The sequence below is a fragment of the Leptolyngbya sp. BC1307 genome, from assembly GCF_002286735.1.
Classification (GTDB): Bacteria; Cyanobacteriota; Cyanobacteriia; order Phormidesmidales; family Phormidesmidaceae; genus Phormidesmis.
Window position 1 is genome coordinate 42,138 of record NZ_NRTA01000004.1, and the last position, 17,566, is coordinate 59,703.

Here is a 17,566-nt window from a genome sequence, read left to right on the forward strand (position 1 = left end):
TTGGTAAAAATGCTGTAAGTGAATTCTCCACATTCTCCAGGCGCTTTTGATCGCTCTGTCGCTAGCCGGGGTGAACCTAAACGGCCCTGCCGGGTTACCGTGACCGCTCCGGGCTGGCACGGGGCACGGACAGCAGCGATCGCCGCTGGCTGCAGCAGCGTTTCTGACATGCTCGAAAAGCTCGGGCGCGGTGAACTGTCTATTGTCACAAGCGATGCGATTCAGCTCGATCCCGTTGCGGCTAGCCATGCGCCTGTTCATACAGAGCAGAGCGTTGCCGTCCCGCTGACGCAGCCTCAGCATATCTACTTTCATACCGCCACCGCCCCGACTGCCGAGCCCGCTGCCGATAGCGAACTGCCCTCTTCTACCGGGACGGCGCTGCTCAAGCTGATCATTACGGGCCTCTGTGCGGCTCTGATCATTGGCTCGCTGCTCTACATTGCTGATCGCCTGGTTTCGCTGACGACCCGCACCCTGATTGGCGAAGAAAGTATCGATATAGAAGACATCGTGACGCCGGTGACGGGTGACATTGTGGCTGGCTATGAAGTCAGTGATGAGTATGGCATTCGCCCTTTTCATCCGGTCACAGGCGAACCCAATGTGCCCCACAACGGCGTAGATTTGGCCACCCCGATTGGCACCCCGATTTACGCCGTGGGCAAAGCGGGCGATACGGTCACCGTCGAGTGCTGGTGGGATGTCGATGGCGGCGGCTGGGTGGTTGATCAGACGGCGGACTCTTATCCGGGCTATACGTTTCAGTCTTTGCATATGTCTGAGAATGGCTGCCGGGAGGGGGAGGCGAAGGCGGGTGAGGCGATCGCCTACTCTGGCAACAGCGGCCTTGGCACCGGCGCTCATTACGACTTTCGCGTCAAGATAGACGGTGAGTACGTGCCGCCAGCTACCCAGTACTTAGAATCTGCGGTAACCGGCGAGCCGCCAAAGGAGTAGCGATAAGAGCCGCGATGCGTGCGTTATTCTGGAAGCAAGCAAGGGAGGTTTTAGACCATGATCGAAACAAAGCTGCGGTTTTTGAGCTATGAAGATTACCTAGCCTACGATGATGGTACTGATAATCTCTATGAGTTGTTCAATGGGGAACTCGTTAAAGTGGCACCCGAGTCAGGCGATAACGTTGAGATTGCAACCTCTTTGCTGATCGATTTTGCCACGCTGGTGGGGCGATCGCGCGTCAGGGGCCACGGCTTAGAAATAGAAGTCCGAGGGGAGCCCAAAAATCGTTATCCAGATTTAACTATCGTTCGTGAGGAGCATGTCGCGCTGCTGAAGCAACGCAATACTATTCGTCTGATGATGCCGCCGCCTTTACTTGTTGTTGAGGTGGTAAGTCCTGGGAACCTACAGCACGACCGCGACTACGTAGCCAAACGCAGACAGTACGAAGATATTGGTATTGAAGAGTATTGGATTATCGATCCGCTGTTGAAGCAGATTACTGTACTGACAATGAAGGCGGAAAGCTATGTGGAAGTGGGCGTTTTTCGCGATCGCCAAATCATCCAAAGCCCGACCTTTCCAGAATTAGCGATCGCAGCTAGCACCATACTCAGTACAGAAAAGTCGTAGCAGACGAACTTGAGCGTTGGGTCAGTTGGCTCTCAGTTGGTCTCGAAATGCCATAACAGCATCGAATTGTTCTTCTAGTTTGATGTAGCTAGCGAGTAAACCAATATCACAATCAGGAAGTAATTCGCTGCTTTCGACTTGCTCGTACCTCTCTAAATGGCTATCGGAACGGAGGTGATAAAGGGTAAATTTTCTGGCTTCCCATACCCATACTTCAGTGACGCCTAAGCCTTTATAAATGTCTAATTTATCGATGAGGCCACTGCTCAGCACCACTTCAATGGCTAGATCTGGAAGCTCCTTTTTCCCGCCCAGGCAGTAGCATTCATCAGGCTCTAATCCTCGCTGCTTTGCGGCCTGACGAAAGGTGGCGGACCCTATGCCATGAAAGCGAGTGCGTGTCTCTTGAAAGTAGGCTTCCATGAGCATCCCAATCATGCTTTTGAGTTCTTCATGCAGCGGGGAATTCGTCATGATTTCCAGGGTGCTTTCGAGATAGCTCAGGCGCAATGCTGGGAAGTCGTCACCGAGTGTGACTAGCAACAGTTCATACTGATGCCAGCTCACGCCTTGTAATACAACGCGCTGCTCTGGGGATTGCTCTGGGGGGGAGGCGATCGCCGAAAACGCAGCCTGAGAACTCATAGGGCTTACCCGCTAATTCACCTCTTTATCTTAAAGGATGCCCGTCTATCCTTTGCGGCAGTCGATTCGGTTGGGTTTGGTGTGGATGGGCTTTATTGCAGTAGCAGGATGATGAGGGCGACGATGGCGACTAATGCGAGGTAGGGAAGCCACTTGGAGAGTGAGTTTTGGCTTTGGGTTGAGCGGGCGGGGGGTGCCGTGGGTAAGGATATTGCTAGCCAGTCGGGTTCAGTGGTTTTAGTGGGTAGAGAAGGGGCTTTTTTGGGAGTGAGAGAGATGATGCGGTTGCGCGCTTGGATGGCTTTTTCGCATTCTTCTACCCTGTGGGCAAGCTTTAGCTCAGTGAAGATTTCTTTTGCCTGCGCATACCCCTCGCAGGCTTTCCAGTGTTCGTCTATCTTGGCGTAGGCGAGGGCTAAGTTGAATAGGCTCAGGGCTGTGCCGTTGCGATCGCCGATCTCGCGTCGAATTTCAAGCGACTGCTGTTGGAAGTCGATGGCTCGCTGATAGTCCCCGAGTGAACCGTACGCACTTCCCAGGTTGCTGAAAGAGTCTGCTATGCCCTTACGATCACCAATCTCGCGTCGAATCTCAAGGGACTGCTGTAGGAAGTCGATGGCTTGCTGATGGTTTCTAAGCAAATTATACGCATTGCCCAGATTGCCGAGAGAGATTGCTATGCCCTTGCGATCGCCAATCTCGCGTCGAATTTCAAGCGACTGCTGTTGGAAGTCGATGGCTTGCTGATAGTCCCCAAGTAAATCGTACGCATTGCCCAGGTTGCCGAAAGAATCTGCTATGCCTTTGTGATCGCCAATCTCGCGTGAAATCTCAAGGGACTGCTGTAGGAAGTCGATGGCTTGGCGATAGTTCCCAAGTGAATTGTACGCATTGCCTAGATTGCCGAGAGAGGCGGCTATGCCATTGTGGTCGCCAATCTCGCGTGAAATCTCAAGGGACTGCTGTTGGAAGTCGATGGCTTGCTGATGGTTCCCAAGTGAATTGTACGCATTGCCCAGACGAGTTAAAGCCCGTCCGAACTTTTCCCATCCTTCAGTATCCTGCGGTGGGTTTGCTCGCCACGCTACGGTCAGTCGTTCATAAGTAACCGCTAAAATGCGATAGAAACCTCTCAAATCCAACCACAAAGAGCAGCGATCAACGGTGTCATAGGCTGCTTTGTAGTCTTGACACTCGCAGTAGTGATGAAAACACTCCAGACAGTCTTGAATATGTCTTGTCTCTCCTTGAAGCTGAGCCTCAAAGTATTTAATCGCTTTACGGTGCGCGCCCAGCCCTAACCCTTCCGCCCGAAGCGCCGCTGCCACTAGCTGATTTACCAAAGGATGCAGCCGCCACCGATCTGCTTGCCCTAACAAAAAGCCCTGTGCTTCTAAAGTTGCCAAGCCCGCCTCCGTCACCTCGGGCTGCATTGCCTGCGTCTGCGCCAAGCTAAACGGCATCCGATAGACCGATACTTCCAGAAACACCGCCTTCAGCCTTTTGGGTAAAGCCGTCAGCAGCAGCTCAAAGATCTCTCCTACCTGAGTCTCTGAATCGTTCAAGTCATTTTGAAACAGCCGCTCAAAGAAAATTAGATCCTCCTCATTGAGCCGCTGTTCCGCCGTTTCTTTTAGCCAGGTTGCCGATAGGTTTAGCAATAGCGGATGCCCGCCGCACACACCCGACAGCCGCGACAATCCATCCGATAAAGCGGTAGTAATGCCTCGCTTTTGCAAAAAAGCAGCCCCCTCCGCAGGCGTAAACCCCGAAAGCTGCAAACACAAGCCTTCTGAGGACAAAAAACGTTCTCGCGTCGTCAACAGCACCGTACTGTTTTGCCCTTGCTGCTGCCACCGCGCAAAAAATGCTTCAAACGCTTCCTTATCTGCCGCCTTAGAGATCGTCTCTAGCTGATCCATCACGAGCAAACAGCGTTGCCCAGCTAGCCGATGCACTAGCTGATTGATTGACTCATCATCAGGTGTCTCCTCCTTAATCAAAAAACCCACTTCCTGCAACACCCACCGACCAAATGAGCTAAAAGAAGGCACTTTTGAAAAGTTCACCCAAACTACCCGGTTCGCTTTGGCCTGCTCCGGCTCAGCCGCCCACACCGCGATAGACGATTTGCCAAAGCCACCCAGCGCAACCACTTCTATAAGCTTAGTTTGTGGCTCATCTATCCGCCGAAGCAGCTCTGCCTGCACCTGAGTGCGATCTACCCAGAAGGCTAGTTTTCGCGGTGTCCGATTAGGGTCAATATCTGAGACCAAAATCTGCCGCTGTGTCTCAATTCGGTCTCCAAAGTTGACCGTTTTAGCATTGACATCGCCGCCAATCACCGTTGGCCGCGACTGACCTTCAGCGCGAACATCTACCCGCTTTTTAAGTGAGCCGTCTTCTGCGCTCATCGCTGCCCATCCCCAAAGTTCACGGTAGTCGCATTGAGTTCGCCGACAGCGTTCACCCTGGCCTCATCCCGCGCGTCAATATTAAAGGTCGTGGCCGTTTGCTGCGGCTGCCCAATATTAATAATCTGCTGCGCCATTTGCCTCAGGTCGTCGGCCAGCGCCTGATGCTGCGGCTCCTGCAAGTCATCATCTAGATACACTGCCAGCTTTCTGAGCGCCTCGGTTGATTGCGTGGTTTCTATTTGGGCGATCGCGCTCTCCGCCTTCCCGTTCCCGGCAAAGTGCCGCTTCACCCGCTGCCACATCGCATCCACCTGCGTCCCTGCCTGCTTTAGCACAGCAGGCATCACCACCTCACTCGCCTTCACCGCCGCCGTCTCTACAAACTTGCTCGCCGCCAACGCCGCCAGCATCGCCCCCGTCAAACTCACCGGCTCAACCATATTCTCAAAGCCTCAAAAACTTTCCCACTCCTTTCCATCATCACCAAACATCAGTGATCATTCGAGCGATCGCCGCTAATCTTCAAAGTAAATTGACATATTCCGCTGGCTTTTGCTGCACACTGAATGATCGCCACCTTTCTGCTGAGCTAAACAAGAACCTCCAGCCCTTAGCCCGACGTAACCTTCGACATGGAAGCGAAGGTTGCCTGATGAAAGAACCGGAGGTTGTTTTAACAAGTAAGCGCAAAGCCTGTCTTACGACAACCGGGTGCTGTTGTCGGTCAGCATTGTCAGGGTTTTGGCATACTCCTGTAGCTCAACTGGTACTGGCTTGATGTTCCAGATCTGATCGCAATACTCTTGGATCGAGCGGTCAGAAGAGAACTTACCCATCCGCGCCGCGTTCAAGATAGACATGCGTACCCACTTGTCTTGATCTCGATAGGCCAAGCTCACCTCTCCCTGACAGTCAATGTACGCCTGATAGTCGGCTAACACCATAAACCGATCTTGATTCAACAGGTTGTCAATCAACGGCTTAAACATCTCTGTATCGCCGCTGGAGAAGATGCCTGAACCGATGAGATCGATTACAGCACGCAGATCTTCATTCTCTTCATAGTACCGACGCGGGTTGTAGCCTGACTCCTTGAGTTCAGCCACCTCGTGCGCCTTCATACCAAACAAGAAGAAATTATCTTCGCCCACTTCTTCGCGAATCTCGACGTTAGCGCCGTCGAGCGTACCGATGGTCAGCGCCCCGTTTAAAGCAAACTTCATGTTGCCTGTTCCTGAAGCCTCAAACCCAGCGGTGGAAATCTGTTCTGAAAGGTCAGAAGCGGGGTAGATAGGCTGAGCGTTGGTGACGTTGTAGTTGGGGTAAAAGATTACCTTGATCTGGTCGCGAATAGCGGGGTCGCGGTTGACGATAGAGCCAACTGAGGTAATTAGCTTGATGATTAGCTTGGCCATGAAGTAGCCCGGCGCAGCTTTGCCCGCAAAGATGAAAGTGCGAGGCACAATGTTCAGCTCAGGGTTTTGCTTGAGCTTGTTGTACAGCGAAATAATGTGCAGCGCGTTCATCTGCTGGCGCTTATACTCGTGCATTCGCTTAATCTGCACATCAAACATAGAGGTAGGGCTAACCTTTACGCCAGTGGCCTTCTCAATTCGAGCGGCTAGGGTCTCTTTGTTGGCCTGCTTAATCTGTCGCCATTCGGTACGGAAGCCCGGATCGTCAACAAACTCTTCTAGCTTTTTCAGCTGAGATAGGTGAGTTGGCCACTCAGTGCCAATGCGCTGGTTGATCAGGCGAGTGAGCTTAGGATTGCTCAGCACCAGCCAGCGGCGAGGGGTAACGCCGTTAGTCTCGTTGATAAACTTTTCGGGGAAGAGTTCAAAGAAATCGTTGAGAACAGTTTGCTTGAGTAGCTCGGTGTGGAGGGCGGCTACGCCGTTGATGGCATGGCTACCCACGCAGGCCAGGTTGGCCATGCGCACGTAGCGACCGCCGCTCTCGTCGATAATAGACATGCGCTCAATGCGGACGTTGTCTTGACCGAACTTAAGCCGCACGTCTTCTAAAAAGATGCGATTGATCTCAAAGATAATTTCTAAGTGGCGCGGCAAGAGTGAGCCAAATAGATCAATTGGCCAGCGTTCTAGAGCTTCGGGTAGGAGGGTGTGGTTAGTGTAGGCCAGCGTTTTTTGGGTGATCTCCCACGATTGATCCCAGCCCAGTTCGTTTTCATCCATCAGCAGGCGCATTAGTTCGGCGACGGCGATCGCCGGATGCGTATCGTTCATCTGCGCCGTGTACTTTTCGGGAAATCTCTCCAGCGGCGACCCTTCTACCCTCATGATCCGCAGCATGTCTTGCAGCGAGCAGGAGACAAAGAAATACTGCTGCTCTAGGCGGAGCTGCTTACCTTCTAAATGCTCATCGTTGGGGTAGAGCACCTTGGAGATATTTTCGGAGACGATTTTGGAGTTGACTGCGCCGTAGTAATCGCCCTGGTTAAACGCGTAAAAGTCAAACGCATCAGGTGACTCTGCCTTCCACAGCCGCAGCGTGTTGGCGGTATTGACCTGATAGCCCATAATCGGTGTGTCGTAGGGGACGCCTTTAACGACGCGATCGCTCACCCACTCCACCCGATAGTTGCCTTTGATATCGGTATAGGCTTTGGTGTAGCCGCCTAGCTTCACTTGAGCCGCCCACTCTGGTCGAGCGACTTCCCACGGATTGCCATTGGCCAGCCACTTATCGGTTTTCTCAACCTGCCAGCCGTTCTCTAGCTCCTGCTTAAAGATGCCAAACTCGTAGCGAATGCCGTAGCCCAGCGAAGGAATTTGCAGGGTGGCCATAGAGTCGAGATAGCAGGCTGCTAAGCGCCCTAGACCGCCGTTCCCAAGTCCTGGCTCCTGCTCTTGAGCCATAAGCTCGGATAGGCTCAGACCCAAGTCGGCCATTGCACTATCGACAACTTCGTAGAGCCCCAGGTTGATCAGGTTGTTACCCAGGTATGGCCCCATCAAAAATTCGGCTGAAAGGTATACCGCCGTGCGCGATTGTTGGGCGCGGTAGGTACTCGCCGTACTGAGCCAGTGGTGCAGCATGCGATCGCGCACCGTATGGGCCAGCGCCATATAATAGTCCTGCAGGGTAGCAATCTCTGGCGACTTCCCCTGCACATAAAACAAATTGTCTAAGAACGCCCGCTTTAAGGTTTCTGGCGTGAGCCCGGTGCGGCCATCTTCTACGTGAACAGTCGTCGTCATATGTGCTGGCCCGGCGTTGATCTCTTTAGATTGCATAGGTCACAAAGAAGATAGATTATCAAAAAATAGAATGTGCGTTCTGACAGGTCTGCTCACCCGTCAAGACTTCTCAAGGTTATACCCAGATATCTTCGCCGGGGTTGAACTTACTATGAAGTCATAACATCCGGCTTCAGGCGGTAAAGTGCGATACCGCACCGACTGCCAACCCGCTAAAGCTCTCATATTTTGGCGGGTTGGTCACAGCTAAGTGTTAAGTTCTGCTTAAGAAAATGACTCTAGACCTTTTTCAACCAGCTAAACATCGCCCGCAGATCTTTGCCCACTTCCTCAATCGGGTGCTCTGCTTCAATCCGGCGAGTCGCGTTAAAGCCCGCGTTGCCCGACTGACTTTCAAGCACAAATTCGCGCGCGAACTGCCCCGTCTGAATTTCTTTAAGAATTTGCCGCATCGCCGCCTTGGTATCGTCGGTGATCACCCGGGGGCCGCGCGTATAGTCGCCATATTCAGCAGTATTGGAGATGCTGTCGCGCATTTTAGCCAGGCCACCTTCGACCACCAGATCCACGATTAGCTTCACTTCATGCAGGCACTCGAAGTAAGCGAGTTCTGGCTGATAGCCTGCCTCTGTCAGCGTTTCAAATCCGGCTTTGATCAGCTCACTGAGGCCGCCACACAGCACGGCCTGCTCGCCAAACAAATCGGTTTCAGTCTCTTCGCGAAAAGTGGTTTCTAAAATGCCAGCGCGAGTGCCGCCAATGCCTTTGGCGTAGGCCATTGCCAGATCGCGGGCCTGCCCAGACGCATCTTGATAGACTGCAAATAGCGCCGGCACCCCCTGCCCCTGCTCATAAGTGCGGCGTACCAGGTGACCTGGCCCTTTGGGTGCGGCCATCACCACATCGACATCCGCAGGCGGCACAATCTGGCCAAAGTTGATGTTAAAGCCGTGGGCAAACGCCAGCACATTGCCAGCTTCCAAGTTAGGTTCAATGCTCTCTTTATAAATACTGCGCTGAATCTCATCGGGCAGCAAGATCATAATAAAGTCAGCCACTTTAGCCGCGTCCGCGACTGACTTAACAGCGAGTCCTTCAGCTTCGGCTTTGGCAATTGAGCGACTGCCCTCATACAGACCTACCACCACATTCACACCGCTGTCTTTGAGGTTGAGCGCGTGGGCATGGCCCTGCGAACCATAGCCGATAATTGCCACCGTTTTGCCATTGAGCAAATCCAGGTTGGCGTCGCTATCGTAATACATTTTAGCCATCGAAAATTCTCCTTATAACTGCATAATTGCGAAATTCCCCCTTGCCCAAGCCGCTCGTGCAAAAGGTGTGAATGTGTAGGGTCGAACACTTGATTCTATCAAATATGCGTCCGCCTCTTAAAGCGCTAGAGCGACGGCAGCTTATTGTGCCAGTCAGTCGCCTGCTCGTAGGCATAGCCCACTTCAAACAGCAGATCTTCTCGCAGCACGTTGCCGATTAGCTGCAGTCCAATGGGCATCCCGTTGCTGTCAAAACCACAGGGCACGCTCATGCCGGGTAGACCGGCCATATTCACCGGAATCGTCATTAAGTCGAGCAGGTACATGCTGAGCGGGTCGTCTTTCTCGCCTGCTTTGAAGGCCGTGGTTGGCACCGTTGGGCTGACCAGCACGTCTACCTCTTCGAAAGCTTTATCAAAGTCTTGCTTCATCAGCGTTCTGACTTTTTGGGCCTTCAGATAAAAGGCGTCGTAGTAGCCTGCCGATAGGGCGTAGGTGCCGATCATGATACGGCGCTTGACCTCGTTGCCGAAGCCTTCTGAGCGGGTTTTGCCGTACATCGAGAGCAGGTTGGCTTCATCGGCGCGCAGTCCGTAGCGGACCCCGTCGTAGCGGGCCAGGTTAGCCGAGGCTTCGCAGGGAGCAATCACATAGTAGGCGGAGACGCCGTAGTTAAACCGGGGGCAAGAGATGGTTTTAACCTCCGCTCCTAGCGCTTTGATCTGTTCGATGGCGGCGGTAACGGCGGCTTCTACTTGCGGGTCGAGGCCGTCGCCGAAGGTTTCTTGGATGATGCCGATCTTGCGGCCCTTGAGGTCTTTTTTGAGTGACTGGGTGTAGTCGGGGATTTTGACCTTGAGACTGGTGGCGTCTTTGGGATCGTGACCGGCGATCGCGCTTAGCAAAATCGCCGTATCTTCCACCGTCCGACCAAACGGGCCAATCTGATCGAGCGAAGAGGCAAAGGCCACCAGGCCAAACCGCGACACCAAGCCGTAGGTTGGTTTGAGGCCGACAATGCCGCAAAAAGAAGCGGGCTGACGAATTGAGCCACCTGTATCCGATCCGAGTGAGACCGGCGCTTGCCCCCCAGCGACCGCTGCCGCCGAGCCGCCTGACGAGCCACCGGGCACGCGGGTGATATCCCACGGATTGGCGGTGGTGTGAAAGGCAGAATTCTCGGTTGAGCTGCCCATGGCAAACTCATCTAAGTTCGTCTTACCAATGAAGACAGCGCCTGCTGCGTCGAGCCGGGCAGTCACGGTCGATTCATAAGGCGGCACAAAATTCTCCAGCATTTTGGAGCCGCAGGTGGTGCGAATGCCCTTTGTGCAAAAGTTGTCTTTGAGTGCCATCGGAATGCCCGCTAGCAGGCCGATCTCTTCTCCGGCTGCGATTTTGTCATCCACTGCTTGAGCTTGAGCCAGCGCCTTGTCTGCGGTCAGCGAGATAAAGCTTTTAAGCTGGGGCTCTAGGGCCTGTGCCTGATCGAGTTGGGCCTGAGCAATTTCGACGGCAGTGCGTGTTTTGCTCGTGAGCTGATGGTGCAACTCGCGGATGGCTGACATAGGGGTTCCTCGCTCCTGTAAGGGCGGTTTTGACTGGCAGGGTAATTTGGGCTGGCAGGGTGATTTGGGGCTGAGCATCTTCTGGCTCCAGTTAGCTAGGTTAGCAGACCTACTATCTTTGATAAACCGATTTTTTGGCGGCAATAGTGCTATTCTCAGGCTTTACTAAGATTAGTTAAACCTGCTACTGGCTGCATTTAGGCAGGTTTAACTAATCTATCGCGGCTCTTTACTGGCAAGTAGTAGCCACGGTGGCTGCTTTAGCTGCTGCGATACCTATCCCCTAAATATCCTTACTATGTCCGGTTTTGGGTACACTACGGCGATCGCCGCTACCTTTGGCATTGCCTTTGGCATTGTTGGTGGGCTCAAGGTCGCACCGTCAGCCGCTGCTTGGGCATCGCGCACCGTTCTGCCCCAGGCTTTTGACAGGAGCGTCTTTGACCCAGCTATTTTTGACGATTGGGGCAAATGGCCCTCTAGCCTACAGCGCCAGTCCGCTGAGCCCACTGACCCTGAACTTGAACCCAATACTCCGGTAAACGCGCTCAGCAGCCCAGCGGCTCGCGACTATAACCGGGCGATGGAGCTAGCTGACCAGGCCGTTTCTGCCTATTTGACAGCCCGCGAATCCGACGAAGGCGATCGTAGCTTAGCGTTTATCCGGCGCGAGCAATTTTTGTGGCGTGCCTCCCTCCAGAAACTGGCGGCTATTCCTCAAGGCTCAAACCTTTACAAGCAGGCAGCCATCAAGCGAGAGCAGTATCAGCGGCTGCTGGCAACCGCCGACGGCAAGCTTTTTCAGGCAGAGAGCGCTTTTCTCACTGACATTCTCAGCGGTATTCAGGTCAACCCTGATCTGGTACATATTACGCTCTGTCAGATTGATCCGGTCGAGACCCGTCTGAGCGCTCAGACAGTCAGTCAATCTGCCAGTCAACAAGACAGCCAGGCTCAGTCAGGACAGATTGACGGCGACTTGTGCCGCCATCATCGGGGCGACCAGCCGATGGCGAGCCCCGCTAGCTTGATTAAAGTGCCGGTGGCGGTCGCCCTGATGCACAAAGTCACCGCCGAAAAGATTGACCTCGATAGCGAAATTTATATCGACCCTGGCAACTTTACCGAAGATGCGCAGGGGGCCGTCATCGAAGTGGGCAATGAGTACCCCTTACGAAAGGTCATGTCTAGCATGATCAATCAGAGCAACAACACCGCTACTAATCAGCTGATCGACTACGTTGGCCGTGACTATATCGCTAAAGCCCTAAATGACTTGGGCTACACCGACACTTACGCGGGTCATAAGCTAATTGGCGACCGGGTGATGCCGCAAAACCCCGGCTCTCGCGGAAACCGACTGACCACTAACACCATGACCGCAATGATGGTGCAGATCTATCAGCTAGAGACGCCGGGCGATGAGGAACTAGTGAGCGCGCTAGTGAGTCAGCACGATCAGGAGCTAGGCTATGAGGCACTCAAAGACTTGGGGCCAGCGGTGCATTGGATTGGGGAGAAAACCGGGCAAAATAACCGCGTCTTGGGCTCTACCTTGGCCGTGAAAATAGGCGAAGAGCGCTACGCTTTGACCGTTGCCCTCGACCACAGTGGCGATGTCGTCGCCATGCAGCAGAGTATTCGGGCGATCGCCGCTCACCTGCTAGAAACCGGTCCGCTATCGGGGCGCGTTGAGCGGTAGCCGACGCCTTGGCATCTGCACTCAATCTTGCTGGCCGTACCCTATTGCAATAGATTTTGGCTCACCCCGGAGCAATGTATTTCTCTTGACAAAAACAGATTTTCGCACCGGTATTCGTCAATATATCTACCGATTCCCCCTTGCCAACTGGCAGGCACAGGCACACACTTAAATGTGAAGTAAGGATGGCTTATTTTCTGTAAGTTAGGGTTGACGTTGTGAAAAGAGTTCTTTCAATTATTTTGGGGGGCGGTGCTGGCACTCGTCTCTATCCGCTGACCAAGTACCGTGCTAAGCCCGCTGTCTCCTTAGCAGGGATGTATCGTTTAATCGACATTCCGGTCAGCAACTGTATCAATTCTGACATTTTAAAGATTTATGTGCTCACTCAGTTCAACTCAGCTTCTTTAAATCGGCACATCTCCAAAGCCTATAATTTTTCGACCTTCAGCGACGGGTTTGTCGAAGTGCTCGCTGCGCAGCAAACACCCGACAGCCCTAGCTGGTTTGAAGGGACAGCCGACGCCGTCCGCAAATATCTGTGGATGTTTGAAGAGGCGGATGTGGATGAGTTTATTATTCTATCGGGTGACCACCTCTATCGGATGGATTACTGCGACTATGTGCTAAAGCATCGCGAAAGCGGCGCAGATGTCACCCTCTCAGTCGTCCCTATCGGCTATAAAACCGCCTCTAGCTTTGGCCTGATGAAGGTCGATGAGAACAATCAGATTGTCGAATTTTCTGAGAAACCCAAGGGCGAAGCACTCGAAAAGATGAAGGTTGATACGACCGCCATGGGTCTATCGCCCGAAGAGTCTGAAGAGAAGCCGTTTATCGCCTCTATGGGCATTTACGTGTTTAAAAAGCAGGTGCTGATCGATCTGCTGAACAAGTATCCCGACCAGACCGACTTTGGCAAGGAAATTATTCCGGCTTCTGCTCGCGATTACAACGTGCAAGCCTATCTCTTTAAGGGCTACTGGGAAGATATTGGGACTATTGAGGCGTTTTACGAAGCCAATATTGCGCTGACCAATCAGCCCGATCCGGCCTTTAGCTTCTTTAAAGAAAACGCGCCGATTTACACGCGATCGCGCTATCTCCCCCCCAGCAAACTGCAAGACTGCCACGTCACCGAGTCGATTATCAGCCCAGGCTGCATTCTCAAAGAGTGCCGCGTGCATAACTCGGTGATTGGGCTGCGTCAGCGCATTCACGCCGACTGTGAGATTGATAGCTCTCTGGTGATGGGCTGCGACTATTACGAAGCAACAGACGAAAGCGGTCAGTTTGATACAGGCAGCAAGATTCCCATGGGCATCGGCGAAGGCTCGGTAATCCGGCGAGCCATCATTGATAAAAATGCCCGTATCGGTCGCAATGTGCAAATTATCAATAAAGACAACGTCGAAGAGGCCGAACGTGAGTCTGAGGGCTACTACATTCGCAGCGGCATTGTCGTGGTGATTAAAAACGCGGTGATTCCTGATAACACCGTTATCTAGAGATGCGCCGCTGATGGTGCCGCTGATGGTGATGGTAGGCTTGCCCGGCAGCGGTAAGTCTACCTGGGCTAGGCGCTATACCCGCCGCTATCCGAGCTGGCTGATTGTCTCAACTGACGACATTCGCAGGCAGCTATACGGCGATGCGGCCATTCAAGGGGAGTGGCGAGACATCTGGCGCAGGGTGATTCAGCAGCTTAGCGGGGGTCGCCTGGCGATCGCCCAAGGCCAGGCGTCGGGGGTAATTTACGATGCGACTAATGTGCGCCGCCGTCATCGCCGAGAGTTTGTGCAAATGGCCCGAAGCTATGGGTATGCGCCGGTAGTCGCTGTGTGGATGGATACGCCTTTGGCGACTTGTCTAATGCGTAATCGGGCGCGATCGCGTCAGGTGCCCGCCGAGGTGATCGAAAAAATGTATCGTCAGCTAACTGCTGCGCCCCCCACTCGGGCAGAGGCGTTGGATCAGGTCTATCGGGTAGAGCCGCCTGAAGCCGCCGTTTAAACCGGCCTGTTTGACCATTAATTCGACAGGCAAACAGACAATGCCAGCTAAGTCTATAGCGGCTTCCGAGCGTGAATTTCTTCTGCTTGGGCAGTCTTGAAGGCAGTCTGGTATGCTCACAGACAAGTTCTGTTTAAACGCAAACAATGAAGCCGGTTCGCCCAGCCTTCGATGACGACGATTTGTGGCCAACTGACCTGTCAGCCGCGCCCCCTGCAGAGACTGACCCAGATGACCCGCTAGACCCTTTAAAGCTGCGCTGTGCTAGTCAGCTGACCAAAGATATTGCCCGCCTGAAGACCACCAAGACCAAACTCCAAACCGAAATCACTACGCTGCAGCAAGACTATGAGCGACTGCAAACCGATGTGCAGTCGTTGCGGCACCTGGCAGACTGGGCGGAGCGCGGCGTTGCTATTGGCCCGGCAGCAGCAGCAGGCGGGCCGCTTTTGCCTGGCGAGTCATCTGTACCGCCTCTAGCTCAGATAGCCTCGACTACTGACGAGCGGCTGGAGTTGCCTATTCCTGCAACATCGGCGCAGCGTCGTCAGGGCAGCCAATCTCGACAGTCGGTAGGCCAGACTTCTCTGCGAAAAGGGCTGGTGCTAAGTGCGATCGCTACGGTGCTAGCCGCCTGGAACTACGGGCTAATTGGCGTTTTGGGGCAGGGAGGACTCTGGCTGGGGTTTGAAATCGGGCAGCTTGGCACGGGGTTTGTGCCGTCCGTGGCCCTGCTGTGGCTGAGAATGCTGGTCATAGTGCCCGCTTTGGTTTTGCTCGCACCGCAGCTCTACGCTCGCACCTGGGAAGACTTGCAGACTTGGGTCTACACGCAAGAGCAGCTGTTAGCGTTGTTAATTGGCAGCGGCGTGGCCCTCTTTTTCTCTCAGGCGCTGATCTATCAGAGCATTGGCGCAGTTGGCCCAGCGATTGGGGTAGTGCTGCTGTTTCTCTACCCGCTGACGGCTGTGCCGCTGGGCTTTACCCGCCAGGAACAGGCGGTGACGCCGCTGGGTCTGCTGGCGCTGGTGGCGATCGCCATGGGCGGCTGGCTGGTGATCAGGCCCGCTCTAAGCACTGCCCCCCCTGCGGCTATTTTGCTGGGCGGCTTAGGCAGCATTTGCTTCGGCATCTATGTCGGTCTGACCAATCTCAGCTACCGGCAGCGGTGTCACCCTATTCCGGCGAGCATCGTCCAGTTTTCTACGGCGGCGGTGCTCAGCAGCCTGGTGCTGTTGGTCAAACCGCTGCAGCTAGCCAACATCAGCTGGCCAGGTTTTTTTCTCTGGGGGTTGCTTTTAGGCGTGGTGATGCTGCTGGCCTATCTGTTTAACTACAGCAGTCTGCGGCTGATTGGTATTCGCACTGCCATTGTCGCTGCTGCTACGCCAATGGTGGCCGTGCTGCTGGCCTGGAGCTTTATGCCAACGCCCTCGCTAGAAACCATTCAGTGGACTGGTATCGCGCTGGTGACTATTGGCGGCGTGGCCTTTGGCAAAGAAAAGCTCAGCGACAGCCCTCAGCCGTAAGCTCAACTTTGCCTATCGACTTTGCCTAATTTTAAGGACGGAGAGAGAGGGATTCGAACCCTCGAACAAGTTGCCCCGTTACAGCATTTCCAGTGCTGCGCCTTCAACCACTCGGCCATCTCTCCCTATGGGCGTGTAATGCTCGCATTACAGCTTTGCCATCCTATCAGAAATTGAGCCGTCTATCGCTATCTTTATGCGATCATAGAACTGCCCTCTGATTTTTTCGCTGATCTATGGCTGAGGTTTACAACGTTCGGATTCACGACCGCCAAAAAGGGACTGACTATACCGTGCAGGTGCCGGACGATCGCTACATTCTCCAAACCGCCGAAAACCAGACTGCTGACCTGCCCTTTGCTTGCCGCAACGGAGCCTGCACCACCTGCGCCGTGCGCGTACTCTCTGGCGATCTGCATCAGCCAGAAGCGATGGGCCTATCGCCCGACTTACGCGAACAGGGCTACGCGCTGCTGTGCGTCAGCTATCCGCGCAGCGATCTAGAAGTCGAGACGCAAGATGAAGACGAGGTCTACGAGCTGCAGTTTGGCCGCTACTTTGGCAAAGGCAAAGTCCGCTTTGGCATCCCGATTGAAGATGACTGAGCCATGACAGCGTAGACTCTTGCTTGTCTGACTAATCAGTTTTTCTACCTATGACCTACTCTCCTGCCGACCTCCAGCGCTTCCTTGACATTGCTACAGAAGCCGTCTCAGCCGGGGGCGCAGTGCTTCAGCACTACTGGGGCAACCTCGCAGATATCCGCTCTAAAGGTCGCCCTGGAGACTTAGTGACCGAAGCCGATAAAGCTGCCGAGAAGGAAGTGCTTGCCGTCTTGCGGTTGCACCTGCCGGGCCACGCCATTCTCGCAGAAGAGTCGGGCAGTATCGGCACCCAGACAGACGGCCTTCTTTGGGCGGTAGACCCGCTGGATGGCACGACGAACTACACCCATCAGTATCCGTTTTGCGGCTGCTCGGTGGGTTTACTAATTGACGGTAAACCAGCCGTCGGGGCGATTTTTGACCCGGTTCACAATCAGCTTTTTCGGGCGGCGAAGGGGCTGGGTGCGACCTGCAATCGGGAGCCGATCAGCGTCTCGGGTACGGCATCTTTGGCCGACAGTCTGCTGGTGACTGGCTTTGCCTATGACCGCCGCGAGACGATTGATAACAACTACGCCGAATTTTGCCATCTGACCCATCTCACTCAGGGCGTGCGTCGGGGCGGAGCGGCTTCGATTGATCTGGCCTATGTGGCCTGCGGGCGGATAGAGGGCTATTGGGAGAGAGGGCTGTCGCCCTGGGATTTGGCAGCGGGCGTGATCTTAGTTGAAGAGGCGGGAGGGCAGGTGACGGCTTATGACCAAAGCCCGTTTGAGATTGAGTCAGGGCGGATTTTGGCGACGAATGGCAAGGTACACAGCGATCTGAGTCGCGCGCTGACGGCTGTGAAGCCACTGGAGCGGTTTGCACCTGAGCAAAGTTAGGTTTCACAGCACAGTCTATTCCCAGGCAAGTTACCGCCTCGGTTCTCCCTACTTTGCCGATTTTGCCTGGTTCTATAGAATAGAGATACAGCAGCTCGCGGTAACTTTT

Annotated in this window: 14 protein-coding genes and 1 tRNA gene; 8 read left to right on the top strand and 7 right to left on the bottom strand. The window is 54.1% G+C overall.

Annotated elements, in window-relative coordinates:
- Nucleotides 1-18: 18 nt before the first annotated feature.
- Both CKL79_RS03635 and CKL79_RS03640 read left to right on the top strand, forming a co-directional pair.
- Nucleotides 19-960, top strand: a complete 942-nt coding sequence (locus CKL79_RS03635) for a M23 family metallopeptidase (RefSeq protein ID WP_121968232.1) — start codon at nucleotides 19-21, stop codon at nucleotides 958-960.
- Nucleotides 961-1,017: 57 nt separating this feature from the next.
- Nucleotides 1,018-1,596, top strand: coding sequence for a Uma2 family endonuclease (locus CKL79_RS03640; protein ID WP_121968233.1), 579 nt, complete (start codon nucleotides 1,018-1,020; stop codon nucleotides 1,594-1,596).
- Nucleotides 1,597-1,617: 21 nt separating this feature from the next.
- Here CKL79_RS03640 and CKL79_RS03645 read toward each other — a convergent pair whose 3' ends face one another.
- The 6 genes from CKL79_RS03645 to gatA form a co-directional block, all read right to left on the bottom strand.
- Nucleotides 1,618-2,241, bottom strand: a complete 624-nt coding sequence (locus tag CKL79_RS03645) for a Uma2 family endonuclease (protein WP_121968234.1) — start codon at nucleotides 2,239-2,241, stop codon at nucleotides 1,618-1,620.
- Between the two features lie 92 nt (nucleotides 2,242-2,333).
- Nucleotides 2,334-4,655 carry a tetratricopeptide repeat protein gene (locus CKL79_RS23060; RefSeq protein WP_170943960.1) on the bottom strand — a complete coding sequence of 774 codons (2,322 nt, stop codon included), beginning with the start codon at nucleotides 4,653-4,655 and terminating at the stop codon, nucleotides 2,334-2,336.
- Nucleotides 4,652-5,098 (bottom strand): hypothetical protein, encoded by a 447-nt coding sequence (locus CKL79_RS03655; RefSeq protein ID WP_121968235.1) that lies wholly within the window; start codon nucleotides 5,096-5,098, stop codon nucleotides 4,652-4,654. Before CKL79_RS03655 ends, CKL79_RS23060 begins: the two co-directional genes overlap by 4 nt.
- Nucleotides 5,099-5,356: 258 nt before the next feature.
- On the bottom strand, nucleotides 5,357-7,918 hold the full coding sequence (locus tag CKL79_RS03660) for a glycogen/starch/alpha-glucan phosphorylase (RefSeq protein WP_121968236.1): 2,562 nt from the start codon (nucleotides 7,916-7,918) through the stop codon (nucleotides 5,357-5,359).
- A gap of 242 nt (nucleotides 7,919-8,160) precedes the next feature.
- Nucleotides 8,161-9,156: a ketol-acid reductoisomerase gene (ilvC, locus tag CKL79_RS03665; RefSeq protein WP_121968237.1), complete on the bottom strand. Its 996-nt coding sequence runs from the start codon at nucleotides 9,154-9,156 to the stop codon at nucleotides 8,161-8,163.
- 125 nt (nucleotides 9,157-9,281) lie between these two features.
- On the bottom strand, nucleotides 9,282-10,724 hold the full coding sequence (gene gatA / locus CKL79_RS03670; RefSeq protein WP_121968238.1) for an Asp-tRNA(Asn)/Glu-tRNA(Gln) amidotransferase subunit GatA: 1,443 nt from the start codon (nucleotides 10,722-10,724) through the stop codon (nucleotides 9,282-9,284).
- A 298-nt stretch (nucleotides 10,725-11,022) separates the two neighbouring features.
- Between gatA and CKL79_RS03680 the strand changes: the two genes are divergently transcribed.
- The 4 genes from CKL79_RS03680 (at nucleotide 11,023) to CKL79_RS03695 (ending at nucleotide 15,968) form a co-directional block, all read left to right on the top strand.
- Complete coding sequence (locus tag CKL79_RS03680) at nucleotides 11,023-12,426, top strand: serine hydrolase (protein ID WP_121968240.1); 1,404 nt, start codon at nucleotides 11,023-11,025, stop codon at nucleotides 12,424-12,426.
- A gap of 218 nt (nucleotides 12,427-12,644) precedes the next feature.
- Nucleotides 12,645-13,934, top strand: coding sequence for a glucose-1-phosphate adenylyltransferase (locus tag CKL79_RS03685; RefSeq protein ID WP_121968241.1), 1,290 nt, complete (start codon nucleotides 12,645-12,647; stop codon nucleotides 13,932-13,934).
- 13 nt (nucleotides 13,935-13,947) lie between these two features.
- Nucleotides 13,948-14,439 carry an AAA family ATPase gene (locus CKL79_RS03690; protein ID WP_121968242.1) on the top strand — a complete coding sequence of 164 codons (492 nt, stop codon included), beginning with the start codon at nucleotides 13,948-13,950 and terminating at the stop codon, nucleotides 14,437-14,439.
- Nucleotides 14,440-14,585: 146 nt separating this feature from the next.
- Complete coding sequence (locus tag CKL79_RS03695; protein WP_121968243.1) at nucleotides 14,586-15,968, top strand: DMT family transporter; 1,383 nt, start codon at nucleotides 14,586-14,588, stop codon at nucleotides 15,966-15,968.
- A 38-nt stretch (nucleotides 15,969-16,006) separates the two neighbouring features.
- Here CKL79_RS03695 and CKL79_RS03700 read toward each other — a convergent pair.
- Nucleotides 16,007-16,093 (bottom strand) — tRNA-Ser (locus CKL79_RS03700).
- 111 nt (nucleotides 16,094-16,204) lie between these two features.
- Here CKL79_RS03700 and CKL79_RS03705 point away from each other — a divergent pair.
- Both CKL79_RS03705 and CKL79_RS03710 read left to right on the top strand, forming a co-directional pair.
- A complete protein-coding gene (locus tag CKL79_RS03705) occupies nucleotides 16,205-16,573 on the top strand; it encodes a 2Fe-2S iron-sulfur cluster-binding protein (protein WP_121968244.1) in 369 nt (122 codons plus the stop codon).
- Nucleotides 16,574-16,623: 50 nt separating this feature from the next.
- On the top strand, nucleotides 16,624-17,457 hold the full coding sequence (locus CKL79_RS03710; protein ID WP_121968245.1) for an inositol monophosphatase family protein: 834 nt from the start codon (nucleotides 16,624-16,626) through the stop codon (nucleotides 17,455-17,457).
- Nucleotides 17,458-17,566: the final 109 nt, after the last annotated feature.

What these genes read in the sequence shown, in the direction of transcription:
- CKL79_RS03710 (WP_121968245.1), top strand. Translation starts at nt 16,624, where the DNA reads ATGACCTACTCTCCTGCCGACCTCCAGCGCTTCCTTGACATTGCTACA.
- gatA (WP_121968238.1), bottom strand. Translation starts at nt 10,724, where the DNA reads ATGTCAGCCATCCGCGAGTTGCACCATCAGCTCACGAGCAAAACACGC.
- CKL79_RS03655 (WP_121968235.1), bottom strand. Translation starts at nt 5,098, where the DNA reads ATGGTTGAGCCGGTGAGTTTGACGGGGGCGATGCTGGCGGCGTTGGCG.
- CKL79_RS03640 (WP_121968233.1), top strand. Translation starts at nt 1,018, where the DNA reads ATGATCGAAACAAAGCTGCGGTTTTTGAGCTATGAAGATTACCTAGCC.
- CKL79_RS03680 (WP_121968240.1), top strand. Translation starts at nt 11,023, where the DNA reads ATGTCCGGTTTTGGGTACACTACGGCGATCGCCGCTACCTTTGGCATT.
- CKL79_RS03695 (WP_121968243.1), top strand. Translation starts at nt 14,586, where the DNA reads ATGAAGCCGGTTCGCCCAGCCTTCGATGACGACGATTTGTGGCCAACT.
- CKL79_RS03645 (WP_121968234.1), bottom strand. Translation starts at nt 2,241, where the DNA reads ATGAGTTCTCAGGCTGCGTTTTCGGCGATCGCCTCCCCCCCAGAGCAA.
- CKL79_RS03660 (WP_121968236.1), bottom strand. Translation starts at nt 7,918, where the DNA reads ATGCAATCTAAAGAGATCAACGCCGGGCCAGCACATATGACGACGACT.
- ilvC (WP_121968237.1), bottom strand. Translation starts at nt 9,156, where the DNA reads ATGGCTAAAATGTATTACGATAGCGACGCCAACCTGGATTTGCTCAAT.
- CKL79_RS23060 (WP_170943960.1), bottom strand. Translation starts at nt 4,655, where the DNA reads ATGAGCGCAGAAGACGGCTCACTTAAAAAGCGGGTAGATGTTCGCGCT.
- CKL79_RS03705 (WP_121968244.1), top strand. Translation starts at nt 16,205, where the DNA reads ATGGCTGAGGTTTACAACGTTCGGATTCACGACCGCCAAAAAGGGACT.
- CKL79_RS03690 (WP_121968242.1), top strand. Translation starts at nt 13,948, where the DNA reads ATGGTGCCGCTGATGGTGATGGTAGGCTTGCCCGGCAGCGGTAAGTCT.